19 protein-coding genes and 1 other RNA gene are annotated in these 19,375 nt (G+C 68.2%); 5 read left to right on the forward strand and 15 right to left on the reverse strand.

Translation table 11 applies throughout. The features are described 5' to 3' along the window. Both panB and pip read left to right on the forward strand, forming a co-directional pair. A complete protein-coding gene (gene panB, locus UK23_RS21255; RefSeq protein WP_045313333.1) occupies positions 1-855 on the forward strand; it encodes a 3-methyl-2-oxobutanoate hydroxymethyltransferase in 855 nt (284 codons plus the stop codon). 86 nt (positions 856-941) lie between these two features. After that, a complete protein-coding gene (pip, locus tag UK23_RS21260) occupies positions 942-1,883 on the forward strand; it encodes a prolyl aminopeptidase (protein ID WP_045313334.1) in 942 nt (313 codons plus the stop codon). 57 nt (positions 1,884-1,940) lie between these two features. Here pip and UK23_RS21265 read toward each other — a convergent pair whose 3' ends face one another. From UK23_RS21265 to UK23_RS21280, 4 genes are all read right to left on the reverse strand, one after another. Further along, a complete protein-coding gene (locus tag UK23_RS21265) occupies positions 1,941-2,372 on the reverse strand; it encodes an RICIN domain-containing protein (RefSeq protein ID WP_045313335.1) in 432 nt (143 codons plus the stop codon). A gap of 49 nt (positions 2,373-2,421) precedes the next feature. Next, positions 2,422-3,177, reverse strand: a complete 756-nt coding sequence (locus UK23_RS21270) for a helical backbone metal receptor (protein ID WP_045313336.1) — start codon at positions 3,175-3,177, stop codon at positions 2,422-2,424. After that, positions 3,178-3,843 (reverse strand): NADPH-dependent F420 reductase, encoded by a 666-nt coding sequence (gene npdG / locus UK23_RS21275; RefSeq protein WP_045313337.1) that lies wholly within the window; start codon positions 3,841-3,843, stop codon positions 3,178-3,180. A 158-nt stretch (positions 3,844-4,001) separates the two neighbouring features. Then, a complete protein-coding gene (locus tag UK23_RS21280; RefSeq protein WP_156213274.1) occupies positions 4,002-5,408 on the reverse strand; it encodes an RNB domain-containing ribonuclease in 1,407 nt (468 codons plus the stop codon). 173 nt (positions 5,409-5,581) lie between these two features. Between UK23_RS21280 and UK23_RS21285 the strand changes: the two genes are divergently transcribed. Beyond that, positions 5,582-5,977 (forward strand): hypothetical protein, encoded by a 396-nt coding sequence (locus UK23_RS21285; protein ID WP_045313338.1) that lies wholly within the window; start codon positions 5,582-5,584, stop codon positions 5,975-5,977. 50 nt (positions 5,978-6,027) lie between these two features. On the opposite strand, the gene UK23_RS21290 is transcribed toward UK23_RS21285, so the two are convergent. Genes UK23_RS21290 through UK23_RS21325 form a run of 8 tightly spaced genes read right to left on the reverse strand, consistent with a single transcriptional unit; the run spans position 6,028 to position 13,766 of the window. Further along, complete coding sequence (locus tag UK23_RS21290; protein ID WP_045313339.1) at positions 6,028-6,222, reverse strand: hypothetical protein; 195 nt, start codon at positions 6,220-6,222, stop codon at positions 6,028-6,030. Beyond that, complete coding sequence (locus UK23_RS21295) at positions 6,219-6,692, reverse strand: hypothetical protein (RefSeq protein WP_045313340.1); 474 nt, start codon at positions 6,690-6,692, stop codon at positions 6,219-6,221. Before UK23_RS21295 ends, UK23_RS21290 begins: the two co-directional genes overlap by 4 nt. 18 nt (positions 6,693-6,710) lie before the next feature. Then, positions 6,711-7,712, reverse strand: coding sequence for a C40 family peptidase (locus tag UK23_RS21300; RefSeq protein WP_045313341.1), 1,002 nt, complete (start codon positions 7,710-7,712; stop codon positions 6,711-6,713). A gap of 2 nt (positions 7,713-7,714) precedes the next feature. Next, positions 7,715-8,308, reverse strand: a complete 594-nt coding sequence (locus tag UK23_RS21305; protein ID WP_045313342.1) for a hypothetical protein — start codon at positions 8,306-8,308, stop codon at positions 7,715-7,717. Between the two features lie 13 nt (positions 8,309-8,321). Beyond that, positions 8,322-10,184, reverse strand: coding sequence for a hypothetical protein (locus tag UK23_RS21310; protein WP_045313343.1), 1,863 nt, complete (start codon positions 10,182-10,184; stop codon positions 8,322-8,324). After that, a complete protein-coding gene (locus UK23_RS21315) occupies positions 10,181-13,039 on the reverse strand; it encodes an ATP-binding protein (protein ID WP_156213275.1) in 2,859 nt (952 codons plus the stop codon). Before UK23_RS21315 ends, UK23_RS21310 begins: the two co-directional genes overlap by 4 nt. Continuing rightward, positions 13,014-13,484, reverse strand: coding sequence for a hypothetical protein (locus UK23_RS21320; RefSeq protein WP_045313344.1), 471 nt, complete (start codon positions 13,482-13,484; stop codon positions 13,014-13,016). Before UK23_RS21320 ends, UK23_RS21315 begins: the two co-directional genes overlap by 26 nt. Before the next feature lie 3 nt (positions 13,485-13,487). Further along, positions 13,488-13,766: a hypothetical protein gene (locus tag UK23_RS21325; protein ID WP_030472642.1), complete on the reverse strand. Its 279-nt coding sequence runs from the start codon at positions 13,764-13,766 to the stop codon at positions 13,488-13,490. Between the two features lie 415 nt (positions 13,767-14,181). Here UK23_RS21325 and UK23_RS21330 point away from each other — a divergent pair, with 415 nt between their 5' ends. Continuing rightward, positions 14,182-14,454: a hypothetical protein gene (locus UK23_RS21330; protein ID WP_231114602.1), complete on the forward strand. Its 273-nt coding sequence runs from the start codon at positions 14,182-14,184 to the stop codon at positions 14,452-14,454. Positions 14,455-14,642: 188 nt separating this feature from the next. Here the strand turns inward: UK23_RS21330 and UK23_RS48820 are convergent, their stop codons facing one another. Then, complete coding sequence (locus UK23_RS48820) at positions 14,643-16,226, reverse strand: DUF6345 domain-containing protein (protein WP_052684892.1); 1,584 nt, start codon at positions 16,224-16,226, stop codon at positions 14,643-14,645. 155 nt (positions 16,227-16,381) lie between these two features. Continuing rightward, positions 16,382-17,506, reverse strand: a complete 1,125-nt coding sequence (locus tag UK23_RS21340) for a threonine synthase (RefSeq protein ID WP_045313346.1) — start codon at positions 17,504-17,506, stop codon at positions 16,382-16,384. Positions 17,507-17,620: 114 nt separating this feature from the next. Between UK23_RS21340 and UK23_RS21345 the strand changes: the two genes are divergently transcribed. Beyond that, on the forward strand, positions 17,621-18,820 hold the full coding sequence (locus UK23_RS21345; RefSeq protein ID WP_045313347.1) for a S8 family peptidase: 1,200 nt from the start codon (positions 17,621-17,623) through the stop codon (positions 18,818-18,820). A gap of 60 nt (positions 18,821-18,880) precedes the next feature. Here UK23_RS21345 and rnpB read toward each other — a convergent pair. Beyond that, positions 18,881-19,279, reverse strand: an RNA gene (rnpB, locus tag UK23_RS48830) — RNase P RNA component class A. Positions 19,280-19,375 lie beyond the last annotated feature (96 nt).

Raw genomic sequence — 19,375 nt, forward strand, 5'->3', positions numbered from 1 at the left:
ATGACCAATGCCGAAGTTTCCGCGCCGTACGGCAGCGGAGCGGGTCAGAAGGCTCCTGCCAAGCGCGTTCGCGTTCACCACCTGCGTGAGATGAAGGAACGCGGCGAGCCGTGGCCCATGCTCACCGCGTACGACACGTACACCGCCGCGATCTTCGACGAAGCGGGCATCCCCGTTCTCCTCGTCGGTGACTCCGCCTCCAACACCGTCTACGGCTACGACACGTCGCTGCCGGTCACGGTGGACGAGCTCGTACCGCTCGTGAGCGCTGTGACGCGCTCGGTCAAGCGCTCTCTCGTGGTCGCTGACCTGCCGTTCGGCTCCTACCAGGTGTCCGTCGAGCAGGCCGTCACGACCGCGGTGCGGTTCATGAAGGAAGGCAAGGCGCACGCGGTCAAGCTGGAGGGTGGCGCCTACTTCGCGCCGCACATCCGCGCGATCACGGCGGCCGGCATCCCGGTCATGGCGCACATCGGCTTCACCCCGCAGTCGGAGCACCAGCTCGGCGGCTACCGGGTACAGGGCCGGCACGAGAACCACGACCAGGTGGTTCGCGACGCCATCGCGGTGCAGGAGGCGGGCGCGTTCGCCGTGGTCCTGGAGATGGTGACCGCCGAGGTCGCGAAGCAGATCACGCACGACCTGGTGATCCCGACCGTCGGCATCGGCGCCGGTCCCGACACCGACGCCCAGGTGCTCGTCTGGCAGGACATGATGGGCCTGAACCGGGGCAAGGCGCCGCGGTTCGTCAAGCGCTACGCCAACATCGGCGAGGTCATGCTCGGCGCGGCTGCTGCTTTCGCCGACGAGGTGCGCGGGCACCAGTTCCCCGGCCCCGAGCACACGTTCCACTGATTGAACGATGAAGGGTGCATTCATCCACCTCACGTGGATGAATGCACCCTTCATCGTCAGCGGCCGAGGTTTGCTTCGATGGGGGCATGTACCCGGAGATCGAGCCCCACGCGTCAGGTCATCTGGACACCGGTGACGGCAACCTCGTGTACTGGGAGGAGTGCGGAAACCCGGCGGGCAAGCCCGTCGTGTTCCTGCACGGCGGACCCGGTGGTGGTTGCTCGCCGTCGCACCGGCGGCTGTTCGACCCTGCCGCCTATCGGATCGTGCTGTTCGATCAGCGCGGGTGTGGCCGGTCGCTGCCGCATGCTTCTTCGTCCGGCGATCTGTCGCTGAACACGACCTGGCATCTCGTCGCGGACATCGAACGGCTGCGGGAGTCGCTCGGCATCTCGCGGTGGCAGGTGTTCGGCGGGTCGTGGGGGTCGACGTTGGCTCTGGCCTATGCCGAGAAGCATCCGGATCGGGTTTCCGAGCTGGTGTTGCGCGGGATCTTCACGCTGCGGGCGTCCGAAGTGGACTGGTACTACCGCGGCGGGGCGGCGAACCTCTTCCCGGACCTGTGGGAGAAGTTCACGGCGCCTATCGCCGGGCTTGATGGCGATCCCGTTGAGCTGTACGCGAAATTGCTCGCGGATCCGGATCCTGCGGTGCACGGACCGGCTGCCGTCGCGTGGAGCACCTGGGAAGGCGCGACCGTGACGCTGCTGCCGAGGCCGGAACTGGTGGCGGAGTTCGCGGTGCCGGAGTACGCGCTGGCGTTCGCGCGGATCGAGAACCACTACTTCGTGCACGGCGGGTGGTTCGAGGAGGGTCAGCTGATCCGGGACGCTGCCCGGCTCTCGGACATCCCCGGCGTGATCGTGCAGGGGCGGTACGACATCGCGACGCCCGCGGTGTCCGCCTGGGATCTGCACAAGGCTTGGCCCGGCTCGGAACTGGTGCTGGTGCCGGATGCCGGGCACGCCTATGACGAGCCCGGCATCCTGGCGGCTTTGCTGGAGGCGACTGACCGGTTCCGGGACTAGGGCCGTGGCCGACGGCCTTCGCCCCGTATTCGGTGGCCAGACGGGTGCATCACGGCACTAGCGCAGGCCCACCCAGCGGGCGCTCGTCGTGGTGCACGCCGCCACCGTCACCTGGGCGGTGAGGCACTTGCCGGACGCGTCGTTGCGGAACTGGAAGGAACTGCCCGACGGCGGGATGCGGTGCCAGCGGGTGGTGCCGCTCGAGCACGCCACACCCAGCACGTCACCGGCGGCGGTGCCCAGGCACTTGTTGGTGGCGATGTTGTGCGGCCAGTCCACGGAGTCGGTGATCGGGACGATCCAGCGCTGCGCTTCGACCGTCCGGTTGCACGGCTGCAGCACGATGTTGGTCCCGGTGTCGGCGAGACAGCGGGTGGTGCCGGACAGTTGGTACATGACCACCGGCTCGGCCGAGGCCGGGAGGGCGGTCAGCGTCGTCATGGCGGTGACGGCGGCGGCGGTCGCGATGATCGCGGCTAGTTTCCCCATGGCGGAGATCCTGGCAGCGCAACGCATCGCGCGCGTCAACCCACGGTTGTCAACCCTGGTCGTAGTTGAGGGCGCGTTCGAGGCTGGAGCGGGCTTCGACCAGCGACGGGCCGTACCACGTCAGGTGACGGCCGTTGACCAGCGCGTACGGCAGGCCGGGGAAGCTTTCCGGGCCGTCGGAGTGCGTGAACTCGTACGGCTCGTCCGGGAGGATCACCAGGTCAGGGCGCTGGGCGTTCAGCTCTTCCAGTGACGGGCGGGGGTAGCGCTCGGAGGAAGAGGCGTAGACGTTCGAGATTCCCAGGCGCCGCAACACATCGGTGGCGAAGGTGTCTCGGCCGACGACGACCCACGGGCGGCGCCAGACCGGGATCAACGCGGTCAGGCGGGCTGGAGCGACGTCGCGCCACAGGTCCTCCGCGCGGACCAGCCAGTCGGGTTCGAGGTCCCACGCCATGGCGAACAACCGCCGCAGCGACGCCAGCGCCTTCGGTACCGTCGGAGGCGCCGCGGTCACCCAGACGCGGATGCCGTTGGCGCGCAACCGGTCCACGTCCTCGGCCCGGTTCTCCTCGGAGTTCGCGATGACGAGGTCCGGTCGCAGCGCCATCACGGCATCGACGTCCGGGTACTTCGAACCGCCGACGCGCGCAACGTCCAAAGAGGACGGATGCGTGCAGTAGTCCGTGGCACCCACCAGGACGCCCAGCGGCGCGACGGCCTCGGTGATCGACGGGACCAGGCTGACCACCCGCTGGGGCTGGTCGACCGGTACCGGCTCACCGAGGTCGTCGACGGGCAGCAATCAGACTCCCGTGATCTTCAGGCCGGCGTGGGTCTTGTAGCGGCGGTTGATCGCGATGAGGTTCGCGGTGAACGCCTCGACCTGGTGGGCGTTGCGCAGCCGGCCGCCGTAGACGCCGCGGAAGCCCGGCACGAGCTCGGCCAGATCCCGCACGGTGTCGGTGGCTTCCCGGTCGTCGCCCAGCACCAGGACGTCCATGTCCACTTCGGACACGGACAGGTCGGCCAGCAGCACGGCCGACACGTGGTGGAACGCGGCCGTGACGCGCGACTCCGGCAGCAACAGCTCGGCCTGCTGGGCGGCACTGCCCTCGGTGACCGGCAGCGCGAACGGACCCTGCTTGTCGAAGCCGAGCGGGTTCACGCAGTCGATGACGATCTTCCCGGCCAGCTGGTCGCGCAACGAGGCGAGCAGGTCGCCGTGGCCGTCCCACGGGACCGCGACCAGCACGATGTCCGAGTCGGCAGCGCAGTCGGAGTTGTCCGCGCCCCGCACGTCGCCACCGGCGACCTCGACGATCTCCTTGGCCGCCAGCTCGGCCCGCTCGGCGCTGCGGGAGCCGATGATCACCTTGAGGCCCGCCTTCGCCCAGCGGATCGCGAGGCCCTTGCCCTGGGCTCCGGTGCCACCGAGGACGCCGACGGTGAGGTCACGAATCTCTGTCACCCGTGCATCTTCACACGATCGGCCAGAGGCAGGCTGTGCAACGTGACCTTGGGCTCGTCAGCGCAGGCCCCGCCCGCCCTGGGGGCACACCGCCACTTGGTAGGACGCTACTCGCGAAATCACCCTGTCAACCCACCACTCGGCGATCTGTGGACAACTCAGGCGCGCTCGAAACGAACCTGGCGGGTGGCGGGGTCGGCTTCGGTGAGGCGGACCCGGAGACGTTCTGCTTCCGGCAGGCGCTTCCCGGCGCACTTGGCCAGGATCGGCGGGTTCGCGATGAAGATCTCGGCCTCGTGGTCACCCGACCGCAGCACCACGGCGTCGAACTCCTGCCCGACGCGACCCGCCAGCACCCACGCCTCGACCAGGTCCAACGACGCCCGTTCGACCTTCGAGGCGAGCGAGTCCGACGCCCCCATCAGCGACGGCAGCTGCGGCAACGCCTCCGCAAGCCACGCAGGCAGCTCCTGACCACCCGAAACCGCCAGACACACCTCGGTCGCGAAGCGGTCCACCAGCCGACGGAGTGGCGCGGTCACGTGTGTGTACGGCGCCGCAACGCCCGCATGCGTGGTCACTTCGGGCACGGACCCGTTGAACGCCGAGTACCCAGCACCGCGCAGCAGCCTCGTCGCGTCCGTGAAGAGCGCCATAGCCTCCGGCGTCGAAGCATCCAGCCCGGCCAGGAACGCCCCCGGCGACACATCAGCGGGCCACGGCACCTTCAACGCCGCCGCAGACTTCCGCAAGGCCGAAACCGCAGAAGCGTCCGGATCCGGCAGGGTCCGCAGGATCCCGACACGGGCCTCCAGCATCAGAGAAGCCGCCGCCATGCCGGTCATCAACGAGATCTCGGCGTTCCAGGCGTCCACGTCAGCCCGCGGCCGGGTGACGAGCTTCCACCCCTCGCCGTTGGACTCGATCTCCTGCTCGGGCAGCTGCAGTTCGACGGCTCCGCGCTTCCGGGCCAAGGCACGCCGCAACGGCCCGAACTCGGCCAAAGCGGCCACAGACGGGTGCGGGTTCCCGGCGTCGAACGTCTTCTGCACCGACTCGTAGTCGAACTGCGCCTGCGACCGCACCAACGCCCGCCGCACCTCAACCGAAGTGGGCACGCCGTCAGCCGAGCAGGTGAACGTCCACAGCACGGCAGGCCGCACCACACCGGGCAGCAACGAGGCCGCACCCTCGGACAGCACGGTCGGGTGCAGCGGCACGTTGCCGTCCGGCAGGTAGATCGTCTGCCCGCGCTGCCGGACCTCGAGATCCAACGCACCACCGGGCGTCACGAACAGCCCGAGGTCCGCGATCGCGTAGTGCACGACGAAGCCGGAAGCCGTCTTCTCCAGGCACAGCGCCTGGTCCAGGTCCTTCGCGCCGGGCGGGTCGATCGTCACCAGCGGGATCGACGTGAGGTCGGGGCGATCGCCCGCGGAGCGGGACACCGCCGCCTCAGCCTCAGCGAGCACGGCAGCGGGAAACGACGAGCGCAGCCCGAACTCGGTCCGGATGCCGTCGAACGCCAGGTCCGCACGACCAGTGCGGATCACCAGGGAAGCCACGGCGCACAGACTAGGCGATCAGCCGGGAACCTCAAGTCGGAATCAATTCCCCCTCAGGCCCGGCCCATTTTTCGTCTCAACAGGAAAGCAATTATCACTTAGTTAGTGAATGGACCTACGTTCCAACTCGGAAGCGATTAACTGAAAGGTTTCCGAAAGGTGAACGAACACTGATGAACACCCTGATCAAACGCGCCACCGCCATTGCGATGGCCACGGCCGCAGCCATCGCAATGGCCGCTGGCACCAGCCACGCCGCCAGCCGCGCCATCGACATCTACATCCACAACTACGGCGCCTACCACGCCACCGCGAAGGTCTGGCAGGGCCAGTACCCGAACGGCGGCGCCCCCGAGACCAGGTACATCAACTCCCGCGGCGCCTACTCCGGCCAGAGCGCCTACTTCCGGGTCTACCTCGACGACTGGGACGGCTGGACGATTCGCGGCGCGGCGGACGCGGGCAAGAGCACCTATTTCACGTTCGGCCAGGGTTCGGCCTCGACCGTGTGCTTCCGGTTCGACGGCACCACGATCGCCGGTTTCGGATTCAACATCACCAGCTGCTGAAACGAGAACGAGGCCCGGTGCACGCGCTCCGGGCCTCGTTCGAAAAAACGTCAGTCCTCGTCGTCGCCGCGGAACTTCCGGTCCGCCTCATCAGCGGCACGGGTGCGTTCGCGCGCGATCTCCAGGGCACGAGCCGCCGTGGCCTCGTCCGGATAGGGCCCCATCCGGTCCGGCCCCTTGCAGCCCTTGCCGTGCTCCACCGTCTGGTGGGTCAGGCAGTAGTACCAACCGCTTGTGTCGCTCATCGGCGTTCGCCTCCCAATGGCGCCGGGAATCCCCTCGGCGGCGTGGACTGGTTGGCGTTGGCGTACTCCGCCGGGATCGGGTCCAAACACGAGACCAGCACCGTGCGGTCCTCCGCGTTCTCGATCTTACGCCCGGAACGGTCCCGGTAGACCAGAGAACCGTCGGAGTCGATCTCCATGATGGCGCCGACCTCGGCGAGCTGTTCCTCGTCGAGATCGGCGAGTTTCTCGTACCGCGACGGCACCACCCGGTAGATCGGCCAGTTCAGGTGGCCGTAGGTGCGGTGGAACTCCGCGAGCAGGTGCGTGAAGTGCTGCTGCCAGGGCAACGGCATCGCCTCCGCCAGCGCCCGCGGCACCACCACGTAGTCGGACGACACACCCGGACCACCGGCAGCCATGTAGTCACGCACTGGTGTGCTCGACGCGGGCGGTCCGGAAGGCCTCGGGATGGGGTCGTGGTTGAACATGCAGCGCCTCCCCGCGATCTACACGCCCGGCCTGACGGCCAGCGGCATCAACTCGTGATAATTCCAGTTGATCTTGCTGATCTTCACGACGTCACCCGTTTCGGGCGCGTGGATGTACTCGTCGTTGCCGAGGTACATGGCCACGTGGTGCACCGAACGCGGGTCCGCCGGGTCAGTCGCCCAGAAGATCAGGTCGCCTGCCTGGGCGTCGCGCACCGGGAGGTGGGCGCCGCCCTGTTCGTACTGGTCGTTCGCCACGCGCGGGATCTTCACGCCGGCCGCCGCGAACGCCTTCACCAGAATTCCCGAGCAGTCCCACGCGTCCGGGCCGTTGCCGCCCCACAGGTACGGCTCGCCCAACTGCTCCTTGGTGAACTGGATCGCGATGCCCGCCGCGTTCGAGGCCAGCAGGAACTGACCAGCGCCGGAACCGCAGCCGGCCGGGTCGGTGATCTGGCCCAGCTCGCCCAGCAGGAACGCCGCCATGGACTCCCAGTTGTGGTACCGGTCGGGGAACGCAGACCGCTCCACCGCCTGCGCCGAGTCACCGGGGCGCTTGCTCTCCCAGTCCGGCACGGCCAGCAGCACGTCGTAGAACTTGTTGATCGCGTACGTCGGGTCGGTCACCTGCTCCGGTGAGCCCCAGCCCATCGACGGACGCATCTGGAAGATGCCCAGCGAGTCGCGGTCGCCGTAGTTCAGCGGACGCAGACCCGACTCGGTCATGCCGGCCTGGATCGCGACCTGCCACGCGAGCGGCGGCAGCTTGCGCTCCTGGCCGATGGAGATGATCCGGGCGACGATGTTGCGCTGCTCGTCGTTGAGCCTCGACGCGTCGTGCTGGCCCTTGTCGCCGCCACCCGCGTCCCACGGCCCGATCGCCGCGTTGCAGCTCGTCAGCCGGAAACCGCCCTGTGCAGCCGGGTTCGTGGAGTTGCTGACCACCTGCGTGACGCCGGACGTGGCCACCGCGATCACGACGACCGCGACGAGAGCTCCGATCAGCAGCATCAGGCGCATGGTCAGCTCGCCTTCGTGTAGCTGTTTACCCGCCACTCGTTGGTCGGCGTCTTCACCAGCGTGATGACGACCTTGCCGAGGTCGGTGCCCACCTCGAAGTCCGCGGAGGACACGTAGGACTTCTTCGGCGTCACCTTCTGGATGATCTTGTCAGGCACGTTCTTCGGGTCGATCGTCGCCATCTGCGCGAGGAACTCCTCCGTCGTGTACGGACGGAGCTGCGCGAGCCACTTGTTGACGTCGTTGTCCGGCGGAGGCTTGATCCAGTTCTCCGCCCACAGCTCCGCGATCAGCTGCGCGTCAGCGGCGGGCGGCGCGGCGGAGGCGGTGTTCGACGGCGGTGGCTGCTTGGTCGGCAACGAGGCGCCGCTGGACGGCAGCTGACCGACCTGGGTGCCCTGCGACGACGACTGACCGGCGGCCGTCGTGGGCGCGGAAGGCTTGCGGTCCAGCACCTTCGGGATGATCACGCCGAGAGCGACGACCACCACCACGAAGATGATGATCGACGCGGCCAGGTGGCGCGGGGAACGCAGCGGCCAGCCCCACAGCCTGCGGTAGACCGCGGCACGGCCGCGGTTCGTTCGGATCGGCATCTACGCTCCCTTCTCAGCTGTTGTCTCGGACTTCGAAACCGCGCGACGGTCGGTAGATCACGTGCACCGGACGTCCTGCCACCACTTCTGTCTCAGCCCTGCGAGGTTCCTGCACCGGACCCGAGTAGCTCGAGGACCGCGACGGCACGAGCACCGCGTCGTCGACCCGGTCCCACTGCCTGTCGGTGACCGGCGGGCTGTCCACCACGCGCGACCGGGCGGCCGGCAACGCGGCCGGGCCCGATCCGGCGGGCAGCGCACCCGCGCGCACGCCGTAACCGTCGCCACCGCTGATGATCTGGCCGGGTTGCGAGTCGCGGTCGAGGCGCTGGGCCGTGGCCATGACCGGGTTCGAGGCTTCCGGCCGGACGCGGGTACGTCCACGTTGCGGTGCCGCGTCGTCGGTCTCGTTCTCCCGCACGGACTCCCAGAACTCGTCCTGCGGCGTCGGACCGGCCTGCTTCTTGCGGCCCAGCATCTTCGACCAGACACCGCCGCTCATCGGCAGGACGTTGCTCGCCGAGCCGACCGACATCTCGACCATCTGCCACATGCGGCGCAACGGTTTGCCGATCACGAAGCAGACGAGTGTCAGCATCAGGCCGAGCAAAGTCCTGGTGAGCAACGAAAGCCCGGTCGCGTTGAAGATCGCCTGCAGCAGCAACGCGTGGACGCCGGCGAGAACCGCGAGCACCAGCACGTTGAACACCGTCACGGCGGCCGCGCGAGCGACCTTGCGCAGCAGGTCGTGGTGGATCAGCGCGACGAGACCGATGAGCGGCCCGGCCAAGGTCAGAATGCGCAGCAACAGCTGAGCCAGCAGCACCGCGGCCTTCGCGAACAGCTGGAACAGCGAGAACGCGATGGACTGCAGCAGCGCCAGGAATCCCGCGCCGGTACGGCTGCCGTCGGTGCCGTCGAAGTAGCCCTTCGAGGTGCCGAGCTGGGCTTCGAGGGCCTTCCACTCGGCCTTCTTGGCTTCCAGCGCCGCCTGGTCCGCGTCCTTGTGCTCGGCGATCTCGGTGGTGGTCCACGCCTGAGCCTTGAGGATGCGCGGGCCGAACTCGGCGGCCTGCGGTGCTTCCGGCGTGCCGAACGCGCCGCGCAGCCAGCTCTGGTAGACGACCGCGTCGTGCAGCTTCGTCGGCAGAACGTGAAGTGTGCCTTGCTCTTCCGGTGCCTCGATGAACCCCGCCTGGATCTCGGACGTCTTCGAGACCAGCGTGTTGTCGAGGAGGTTGTAGAACTGCGGTAGGGCCAAAGTGGACGTTGCCAGCCACATGGCCGCCAACGCCCAGAGCCCGCGTTTGGAGATCGTGGCGAAGTCGCCGGTCCAGATCTGCCGGAACATCATGATCGCGAGGATCAGCGCGACGAGGCCGAACCAGCGCAGGTAGACGTTGTCGTAGACCTTCTGCACGCCGTTCTTCACGGCGTCGTCCAGCGGGACCAGCAGACCGCGGCCCATCACCGTGTAGTGCAACGCGTTCGTGGCGCCGACGATGTTCTTGCCGATGCTGAACAGCTCGTTGCCGGCCCACGTGTCGATCGTGGCGTTGGCGTCCGGGACGATGTTGCACTTGGGCTGGTAGTTGTGCCAGACCATGCCCGCGTAGCCGTACTCGAGGTACGGCGAGCCGGGCAGGCCGTTGCCGACGGGCGGGTCGAGCGCGCCGACCATGCCCGCGCCCGGCCGCTCCGGATTCGGTGCCTCACCACAGGACTGAGCGTGCGCCGGAGCGCCGATCACGACCTGCAGGGCCAGGATCACCGCGACCGCGATGACCGAACGCTGACGCGCTGACGTGCGCAGCGCGAACCGCCGCCTTGCCCAGAGCAAGGCGGCGATCGCGAGCACGATCGTCAGCGCCGTCATGCGGCGCCGTCCCGGTGGCGGTTGGGGCCGTCACCGTGGCCCACCAAATGGGCCTCTTCCTCCGTCAGTCCGAGCTCCATGTCCGCCGCCAGTTCGTCGTCGATCTCGTCGGGCACGTAGGCGGGCGGCTGCGGAGCCGCGTTGTCGTCCGTCGGCACGAGCTCGCCCTTGCCGTTGTCGCGCTTGGCATCGGGGGTCGTGTCGAGGGAGTTGCGCAGGTGTTCCAGGTGCGGGCCGCTGAAGTCGATGCGGATGCGCTCCACACCACCGGCACCGTCGCCGAAGATGAACTGCCGCGGCGCGCGGTCGCGTTCGGTCGCCGTGCGCTCGCCACCGGGGCGGCGGCCGAGCGACGCGATGACCTGCTCGTAGCCGGCTCCGACCGGAACCTTGAGCAGCCGCAACGCATCCGCCTGCGCCTGGTCGTCGTCCAGGCGCCCGACGAAGACCGAGTCGAGCAGTGCGACGAAGCCCTGGATCCTCAGGAAGTCGGCGGGAATCTGCGACGACAGCAGTACGCGGACGTTCCACTTTCGCGAGTCGCGCGCGAAGCGGTTCATCAGCACGCGACCGGTCGGGACCTCCGAGAGGAAGAACGCCTCGTCGATCCAGACGCCCTTGCGGAGGTCCTTCGGCCGGTCGTAGATCGACCGCTGGGTGAGCCAGGCGGCGAGGTTGAGCATCTCGACGCCGAGCGACTCGGCGTCCGTCCAGTGCTCGCGGCCGACGCCGTCCTTGGGCAGGTTGAGGCCCGCCATGGTGAGGACGGTGAGCCGGTCGTCGCGCTGCTCGTTGTACGGGTCGTCGTTCTCCTCGGGGATCAGCAACGACATGCGCTCGCGCATCTCGTCGAGGAAGTCCGCGACGACGACGGCGTGCTCGTGGTGCTCGGACGCGTCGCGGCGCAGCGCCTCGAAGACGAGACCGGGGTGCGCGTCGAAGCGGCCACCGACCGTGCGGACGGCACGCAGCAGCACGATGCGCGTCTGGGGCAGACGCGCGACCTCGTACGGCAGCAGACCCGTGAGCACGTCGAGCACGAGACGACGACGGGTCGCCGCCGCCAGTGCCTTCTCGCGGCGCCAGGCCCGTTCGGGATCTTCCTCGTCGAGGAAGTGGTCGAGCATCGGCTCGGCGACCACCCGGTACGGGTTCAGAATCCCGGGCTGGGCGTTGAGCAGGTTGATCGGCCGCGCGTACGGCCGCAGCTCCGGCAGGTCGCACAGCGCGGACAGCGGACCGGACGGGTCGAGCAACGTCCAGTGCGCGCCGGCCCGCAGCGTTTTGTAGACCATGCCGCCGCCGAGGAACGACTTGCCGGCACCGAGGCCCGCGACCATCGCCGTCAGGCCCGAGGAGTCCCGGAGTTCCTGCGCCATCCACGGGTCCCACGCGACCGGCCGGCGCGTGGCCGTGACGGTTTCACCCAGAAGGATTCCCCGGCGGTCACCGACCTCGGCCGTCGCCGTCGGAACAGCGGACGCGGCCCACAACACGCTGCCGCGACGCAGGTACGCGCCGTTCGAGAGCGGTTCGCCGGGGATGAACTCGCGGGCGATCGCGTACTGCGCCTCTGGGTGCTCGATCGCGATCTTCGGCTTGTACAGCTCCAGCAACGACTGGGCGAGCCGCAGTGCCTCGCGCTCGGTCGGGCCGCTCACCGCGAGCCGCCACCACGACCGCACCCGGGTGCCCAGCGCGGTGAAGCCCGACGTCATCTCGTCGTCGATCTCCAGCACGCGCCCGGCCTGGCGGGCCAGCGACTGCGGCGGGTCGAGCTCGTGCTCGTCGGTGTAGTGGCGGACCTGCGAGCGGACCTTGCTCATCTGCCGCGACAGCTCACCCGAGACTTCCTCTGGCTTGCGCACATAGATGCGGGCGGACCACTCGACACTCGCCGGGAGCCTGTCCGCGCGCTGCACCCACGGGTCGTCGACCTCGGGGATCTGCAGGCCGTGCATCAGCCCGACGGTGAGCACCGCGACGTGCCGCTTGATGCCCGCGTTCGAGCCGGTGCGGCCGCGCACGGTCACCGTCGGCGAGTACGGCTCCTGGTGGAAGTCGGCGGCGTCGGTGAACGACGCGAGGTCCTCCGGTTCCCACGCGGCACCCGGCACGGCGGGCAGGTTGCGCGGCGCGGGCAGGCCCAGCGAGCACGACCTGTGCATCAGCCAGGACATCTCCTCGGCCGTCGCGGGACGGCCTTCGAGACCCGCGGAACCGATCACCTGGTCGAGGTGCTCGACCTCGGAGTCGAGCGCGACCAGCTCGGCGTCGACGGCATCCGGGAAGACCCTGCGCAGCACGGGGGCGGCGCGTTCGACGGCGCGGTCCATCATGTTGCGGGTCTGCACCTGGACGCCCAGGTAGACCTCTTTCTCCGCCATCGAGCGGCCCATGAGCTGCTGCTGCTCGCCGACCATGTAGTCGTCGAACGACAGCGTGCCGGGGGTGTCCGGCAGGCGCTTGACGGCGTTGTGCACGTGCGCCTCGGCCCACATGCGGATCGGGTACGGCCGCGTCGTCACCCGCAGGTGCATCCAGCGGCCCTGCAGCTCGGCGTACTGGCCCGCGATCGCGGCGATCAGGTCCTGGCGCTGCGAGTCGCTGCGGAACGACCAGCGCTGCGGGGCGAGCCGGTACCAGGCGTAGACCTCCTGACCGGTGCGCAACAGGTGCCCGTCGATGCTGCGGGCGGCGATCGACGGGGTGTAGCTCGGCACGGACTGCTCGCCGGGCAGGCGACGTCCGCGCTTCGAATATGCGGCTCGGTCACGCTCACGGGGGTCGGCCGCGGCGTGCTGGGCGATGTGCTGGGCGGAGCGACGGTCACGGTCTCGCCGGCGTCCGAACACCGCGAACCTCCTTCTTACGGCTGGCTGACGTCCGGCGGTGCTGGGCCTGCTGTCTCGCCCGTTGTTTCTTGCTCAACTTGGGACGAGGCCGCTGCGGACTGACCCGGATCCGGGCGGCACTGGCCGCTCCGCCGGTACTTGCCGTGCGCTCTCGAGGTGCGGTGAGCTCGCGGACCCACATCGACATGACGGCCGTGAGCGGCCGTTCATGACTGATCCGCTGGGTGATGAAGCGAGTGAGGATGATCGTCGCGACGAGGGCCCACGCGGTCGAGAAGAACCCGAACCCGACGCCCATCTGACGCTCGATCGTGAGTACGACGAGGAAAACGACGATCCCGACACCCCACGCGACGTATCGCGCGCGCCAGGGAAAAGTCGCTTTGGGCGGGCCGAGCCAGACGGCGTCGACCCGGTAGACCTCGTCGTCAGTGCGAACCCGCACGTGTCAGCCTCCGACGAACAAGCCGGCGAGCCACTTGCCGATGTTCGAGCCCGCGTCGGTCGTGACCGCGAGGCCGATGATGGCCAAAGCGACGATCACACCACCGAGGCGGCGCATGACGCCCGCGTTGTCGCCCTTGCCGCCTCCCAGCCAGAGAAGGAGGAGCGCGACGGTCAGGAGGAGCAGCGGGACGATGTTGTCCAGGATCCAGCCGCGGACATTGCCTGTGCCCGGCACCGTCGGCTGCTGCTGAGCGAGTGTCACCAGGTCCATGGCGGTCATTAGGTACTCCAGAGTGCGCTCGGGCTTGCGCTACGAGTAGAACACGAGTTCGTCACGAGGTGTGAAGCTGTTGGTGCGGGCTGTAGATCATCTGGCCGTTCCCCCTGGGAGGAATTACGTCTAATCTGGCCGACACATCATCACTGAGGAGACGTCAGTGGGGAACACCCGGACCAAGATTCTCTCCGTCGCTGGCAATGTTCACCCGACTGCGAACGCCCTGGTCACACACAGTGCGTGCGTCTCAAACATGCGCACGTGTCCACTCATGTGAAAGCCCTGATCGGCCGGGTTGCGACCCCTGCGCGGGCGCGACACTGAGCGACGACTCCGAGGAGATTCGCCCATGCTCGAACCTGACCTCGCGCCGGACGGAAGTGTGGACGGAATCACAGCCTCCCCTAGTGCTCCAGGCGTGAATCAGCCTACCGGGGACGGCGTGCAATCCCGGCGGCGGGTCCAAAGGACGATCAACTTCGACAGGTCCGTGCTGGAGCGCGCGCGTGCGGCGGCCACCTATCTGGCGTCCTACGAGCCCCAGGCCGGAGTGCGGTCGCTGGCCGACATCGTGAATCCGGCGGTGCTGGCTTACGTGACCGAGTTGGAGGAGCTCTACAACGCGGGCGAGCCCTTCCGGCCGGTTCTGCGCATGCCTTCCGGGCGGCCGGCCAAGCGCCTGAGCCCCTGACGCTCACCGAACGGGCGGCGACATCCAACCTGATCGCGTTCAGCGTGCTCGGCGTGTCGTACGCGGTTCGGTTCGCGGCGGACGGTAGCGGTGGGCGATGTCTGGGCACAGCTCACCGCCGCGCCCCTGGCCGGGGTCGCGGCGGTGGCCTTGTTCCTCACTTCAGCTGTCGTGCTGCGGGACCTCGGTCAGGAGGCGCCGGAGATCCGCCAGAACAGGTTGCCGGCGGTGTAGTCCGGGCCGACCGAACCCTTGCCCCAGAAGTAGTCGTCGAAGTTGCCCAGTGCGCCACTCGACGTGACGGGACCCATGGTCGCCCACCGGACGGAGGCGGGCTGGGTGTCGATGCTGGCCTGCGCCCACGCGTCGCGGACCTTCATCGGGTTGTTCCACCACAGGAACGGCGAGCGCCACATGTAGTGCCCGAACTTGCCGCCGTGGTTGGACGAGTTGTAGCTGACCGTGGTGAAGCTGTTGATCTGGTGCAGGCCGCGGAACGCCTGGCCCCAGCGCTGCGCCCACGTCTGGCCGCCGGTGACGTCCTCCAGGATCTGGCAGGTGAAGAGGCTCATCCACTCGACGTCGTTCTGGCCCCAGCGCGCGTCGGTGTTCGCGAGCTTGGTGTCGTTGTGGCTGGAGCAGCCGGTGAAGTAGAAGCCGGTGCCGGAACCGTGGCCCTGCCAGTAGGTCATGTCGACGTCGTCGGCCCAGTTGGTGTCGTCGCCGCCCGCGAACATCGGGTCCTTGAAGTCGCTCTCCCACGCGTTGCCGTCGAGCCAGCTGAAGTCGCGGGCGATGCCGTGGCTGCTCGCCTCGGAGTTGAACGTGCCGATGTTGGCGGCGGTGTTGGGCAGGCCCGCGCAGTTGCCGGTGCCCTCGCTGCCGACCTGCGTGCCACCGGCCTGGATCTTGAACTGGGCGTCCGGCCTGGGTTCCTGACCCGGTCCCGGCTGCGGCAGTTCGGCGCCGATGGTGGCGGGCAGGGTGATGGCCTGCGGTGCTGCGCCATCCTGGGTGCGCCCGGCGCAGCGGAACGACGGCTCGATCCTGTCGACCTCGTCTTCCAGCGCCGGGGCCACGTAGACGTAGCTGACGTCCGGTTTCACCTCGGCGCCCAGGTACTTCTGGCAGAGCTTCGCGCCTGTCGCGAGGTCGTACACCTTGGCGGTGCCCGCCTGGCCGTAGGTGCGGGCCGCGTGGCTGACCGACGTCACGCCCTGCGCGTCGAACGACACCCGGATGTTCGCGCCCTCGCCCTCCAGCGGGATGCCGCCGAGCTGGAACGAGTACGAGACCGCGGTGTCCAGGTTCGCCGTGAGTGCGTTGCGCCCGTTGGCATCCGCGAGTTCGAACGTCGTGTACTGCGCGGTGGGCGTGGCGTTGTCCGGCAACACACCCGCCGCTCTGAGGCCTTCCTGTGCGCGCTTGGCCGCCTCGTCCGCCGGGATCGTCTTGATGCGCTTGATGGCTTCGACGTCGAGCCCGGTCTGCTTGGTCTCGTTGCCGTCCTCGTCGGTCCTGCCCTGTCCATTGTCGACAGTGGGCAGGTACTGGAAGCGCTGCTCGTCCGCGAAGGACACCGCGCCGTACTCGGATCTTTGGACGTCCTTGAGGCCGAAGGCTCTTTGCAGCTTCTGCGCCTGCTCCTGGTCGAGACCGGCGCTCTTCACGCCGTAGACGGGGAGCTCCGCGGCGTCGGCGGTGGCGACGCCGACCGCCCCAGCCGTGACGAGGCTGGACAGGGCCAGCACCACGGTCAGCTTGCGTTGCATGTCTCTTCCCTCCCTTGGGGACGACCGGCTGCAGGGGCCGGCCGTCTGACAGGAGGATTTGCCGTGCTGTGCCGTGATACCGAGAGTGGGCCGCCTTGACGTCGTGACCACTCGAACGGCCGAAATTCTGTAACGCTCCTGGGGATTGCGCGTACCTAGAGGCGGACAGCTGGGTACTTGATGCCTGCTCCGGTGTTCAGCACGACGACTTCGTCGTTCTGGTTGAGCCAGCCGTCCTTGCGGAGTGCCCGGACGGCACTGATGGTGGCGGCGCCTTCCGGGCAGAGGAAAACACCTTCTGTGCGCGCGGTTTCGGTGCGGTCCTCCTGGATCTGCCCATCGTCCACGGCTATCGCGGTGCCATTGGTTTCCCTGATGGCCTGCAGGATGATGAAGTCCCCCAACGGTTTCGGCACGTTGATGCCGAACGCGTTCGTGAAGGCGTTGTCCCAGAAGGCCGACTCTGCCGCACCCTCGTCGAACGCCTTCACGATCGGCGCACAGCCGGTCGACTGCACCGCGACGAGTCGTGGCAGTTTCCCTTTGATCCAGCCGAGTTCAAGCATCTCGTGGAGCGCCTTGTGGATCCCGATCAAGCCGACGCCGCCGCCGGTCGGGTAGATGATCACGTCCGGGACGCGCCAGCCGAGCTGTTCGACGATCTCGTAGCCCATCGTCTTCTTTCCCTCGATGCGATAGGGCTCTTTGAGGGTTGAGGCATCGAACAGATCGACGTCCTTGATGGCCTGGGCCGCGTCGGCGATGGTGCCCGGCACGATCCGGAGCTCGGCGCCGCTCGCCTCGACTTCCTCGCGGGTGATCAAGGGGGCGTCCTCGGGCATGGCGATGACGCTGCGCAGGCCGGCGCGGGCGGCGTACAGGGCCCAGGCGGCGCCCGCGTTGCCGTTGGTGGGCATCTTGATGCCCTCGATGCCGAGTTCCTTGGCCCGTGCGACGCCGACCGCCGCGCCGCGGGCCTTGAACGAGCCGGTCGGGATGAGCGACTCGTCCTTCATGAGGATGTTCACGTCGAGCTGCCGGCTCAGTGCGGGCAGCGGGACCAGCGGGGTCATGCCCTCGCCGAGGCTGAAGTGCGGATCCGGAACTCGCACCGGGAGGACATCCCGGTAGCGCCAGAGGCTGTTGTCCTGGGTGGGCCTGCCGACCTTCGTGAGGTCGTAGCGGGCCACCAGTGGGGACACGCAGGACCGGCAGAGGTTCTGCGGCCGGTCGGCGTCGTGACGCAGGCCGCAGCGGGCACATTCCAGATGGGAGAGCACCTAGCCATCAATACCCGACGATCCACCCGTCCGGATTACACCCGAACGGTCTAGCGCATGTGGCCATTCGGATGCGAGCATCGTGGTCCCTGCTCAAGCCCCTTGAGGAGTGACATGCGACGACTCACCGTGAAAGCCCTGTTCGCAGCTGTCCTGCTCGCCGCCGCAATGCCTGCGGCTCCCGCCATCGCCGATGCGCAGACCAGCGGGTACATCGTGCTGCTGAAGGACGGCGTGAGTGTGCCGAGCGTGACCAACCTGGCCGGTGTCACGGTCGACAACCTGTACCAATCGGCTGTCCGTGGTTACTCAGCGCGCATGACCGCTGCCACCGCAGCTCGTCTCGCCCGCGACTCCCGGATCGCGCTGGTGCAGCCGGACGGCGTGGCGTCGATCGCCGCGCAGACCCTGCCGACCGGCATCGACCGCATCGACGCCGAGAAGAGCCCGACCGCCAAGATCAACGGTACCGACGAACGCGTGAACGTGGACGTCGCCGTGATCGACACGGGCGTGGATCTCGACCATCCCGACCTCAACGTGTACACGGCCGGGGCGAAGAACTGCTCCACCGGCCGCAGTGCTGACGACGGCAACGGCCACGGCACGCACGTCTCGGGCACAATCGGCGCGCTCGACAACGGATCCGGAGTGGTGGGCGTCGCGCCCGGTGCCCGCATCTGGCCGGTCCGCGTGCTCAACAACCAGGGCAGCGGCTCGTTCTCGGCGATCATCTGCGGCATCGACTACGTGACCGCGCACGCGAGCGAGATCGAGGTCGCGAACATGAGCCTCGGCGGATCCGGCAGCGACAGCGCCTGCGGTTCCAACAAGGACGCGATGCACGAGGCGATCTGCCGCTCGGTGTCCGCCGGCGTGACCTACGTCGTGGCCGCGGGCAACAGCGCGGCGAACTCGTCGACCTTCGTCCCGGCCACCTACGAGGAAGTCATCACGGTCAGCGCGCTGGCCGACTTCAACGGCCAGCCGGGCGGCGGCGCGGCGTCGACGTGCCGCGCGGACGTCGACGACACCTTCGCCGACTTCTCCAACTACGGCGCGGACGTGGACATCATCGCGCCGGGCGTGTGCATCCTGTCGACCTGGAAGGGCGGCGGCTACAACACGATCTCCGGCACCTCGATGGCCAGCCCGCACGTCGCGGGTGCGGCAGCGCTGTACAAGGCGACCCACCCGAGCGCATCGCCTTCGGCCGTGAAGTCGGCCCTGCAATCCGCCGGTACGACCAACTGGAACTCCGCGACCGACCCGGACGGCACGCACGAGCGGCTGCTGAACGTCGCGTCGTTCTGATCGTGGCGAACGGCTGATGGTGGCGAACGGTGCCTGGTGATCGCCGGGCACCGTTCGTGGCGGATGAGCCGGCATGTAAGCCGGATCCTGTTCATGGGACCGGAGTCCCACTTGGCGGCCATCCATCTGGGCCTGCCGTTGCCGACAGGCTCTAGCGGCCTACCCGCGAGCATCGGGCGGGCCGCCCTCGAACGCTCGCGCAGGCCCTCTCGGGCCCTCTTGGCCTTGCTCCGGGTGGGGTTTACCTAGCCGCCCCAGTCACCTGGGGCGCTGGTGGTCTCTTACACCACCGTTTCACCCTTACCCCGGCTTTCGCCGAGGCGGTCTGCTTTCTGTGGCACTGTCCCGAGGGTCGCCCCTGGTTGCCGTTAACAACCACCCTGCCCTGTGGAGTCCGGACTTTCCTCGACTGCCTGAATCAATTGACACAGGCCTCGCCGCGGCCGCCCTGCCGACTCATCCGCACTGACCAGGATATCTCAGCGGCTGGGACTGGTTGTTCACTGGTCCGGACGTTGGTTGACTCGGTGCCATCACACGACGTCGCGACGGGGT

The organism is Lentzea aerocolonigenes, assembly GCF_000955955.1.
GTDB classification, from domain to species: domain Bacteria; phylum Actinomycetota; class Actinomycetes; order Mycobacteriales; family Pseudonocardiaceae; genus Lentzea; species Lentzea aerocolonigenes_A.

What these genes read in the sequence shown, in the direction of transcription:
- UK23_RS21265 (WP_045313335.1), bottom strand. Translation starts at nt 2,372, where the DNA reads ATGGGGAAACTAGCCGCGATCATCGCGACCGCCGCCGCCGTCACCGCC.
- UK23_RS21345 (WP_045313347.1), top strand. Translation starts at nt 17,621, where the DNA reads ATGCGACGACTCACCGTGAAAGCCCTGTTCGCAGCTGTCCTGCTCGCC.
- UK23_RS21285 (WP_045313338.1), top strand. Translation starts at nt 5,582, where the DNA reads ATGAACACCCTGATCAAACGCGCCACCGCCATTGCGATGGCCACGGCC.
- pip (WP_045313334.1), top strand. Translation starts at nt 942, where the DNA reads ATGTACCCGGAGATCGAGCCCCACGCGTCAGGTCATCTGGACACCGGT.
- UK23_RS21305 (WP_045313342.1), bottom strand. Translation starts at nt 8,308, where the DNA reads ATGCCGATCCGAACGAACCGCGGCCGTGCCGCGGTCTACCGCAGGCTG.
- UK23_RS21290 (WP_045313339.1), bottom strand. Translation starts at nt 6,222, where the DNA reads ATGAGCGACACAAGCGGTTGGTACTACTGCCTGACCCACCAGACGGTG.
- UK23_RS21310 (WP_045313343.1), bottom strand. Translation starts at nt 10,184, where the DNA reads ATGACGGCGCTGACGATCGTGCTCGCGATCGCCGCCTTGCTCTGGGCA.
- UK23_RS21300 (WP_045313341.1), bottom strand. Translation starts at nt 7,712, where the DNA reads ATGCGCCTGATGCTGCTGATCGGAGCTCTCGTCGCGGTCGTCGTGATC.
- UK23_RS48820 (WP_052684892.1), bottom strand. Translation starts at nt 16,226, where the DNA reads ATGCAACGCAAGCTGACCGTGGTGCTGGCCCTGTCCAGCCTCGTCACG.
- panB (WP_045313333.1), top strand. Translation starts at nt 1, where the DNA reads ATGACCAATGCCGAAGTTTCCGCGCCGTACGGCAGCGGAGCGGGTCAG.
- UK23_RS21325 (WP_030472642.1), bottom strand. Translation starts at nt 13,766, where the DNA reads ATGACCGCCATGGACCTGGTGACACTCGCTCAGCAGCAGCCGACGGTG.
- UK23_RS21295 (WP_045313340.1), bottom strand. Translation starts at nt 6,692, where the DNA reads ATGTTCAACCACGACCCCATCCCGAGGCCTTCCGGACCGCCCGCGTCG.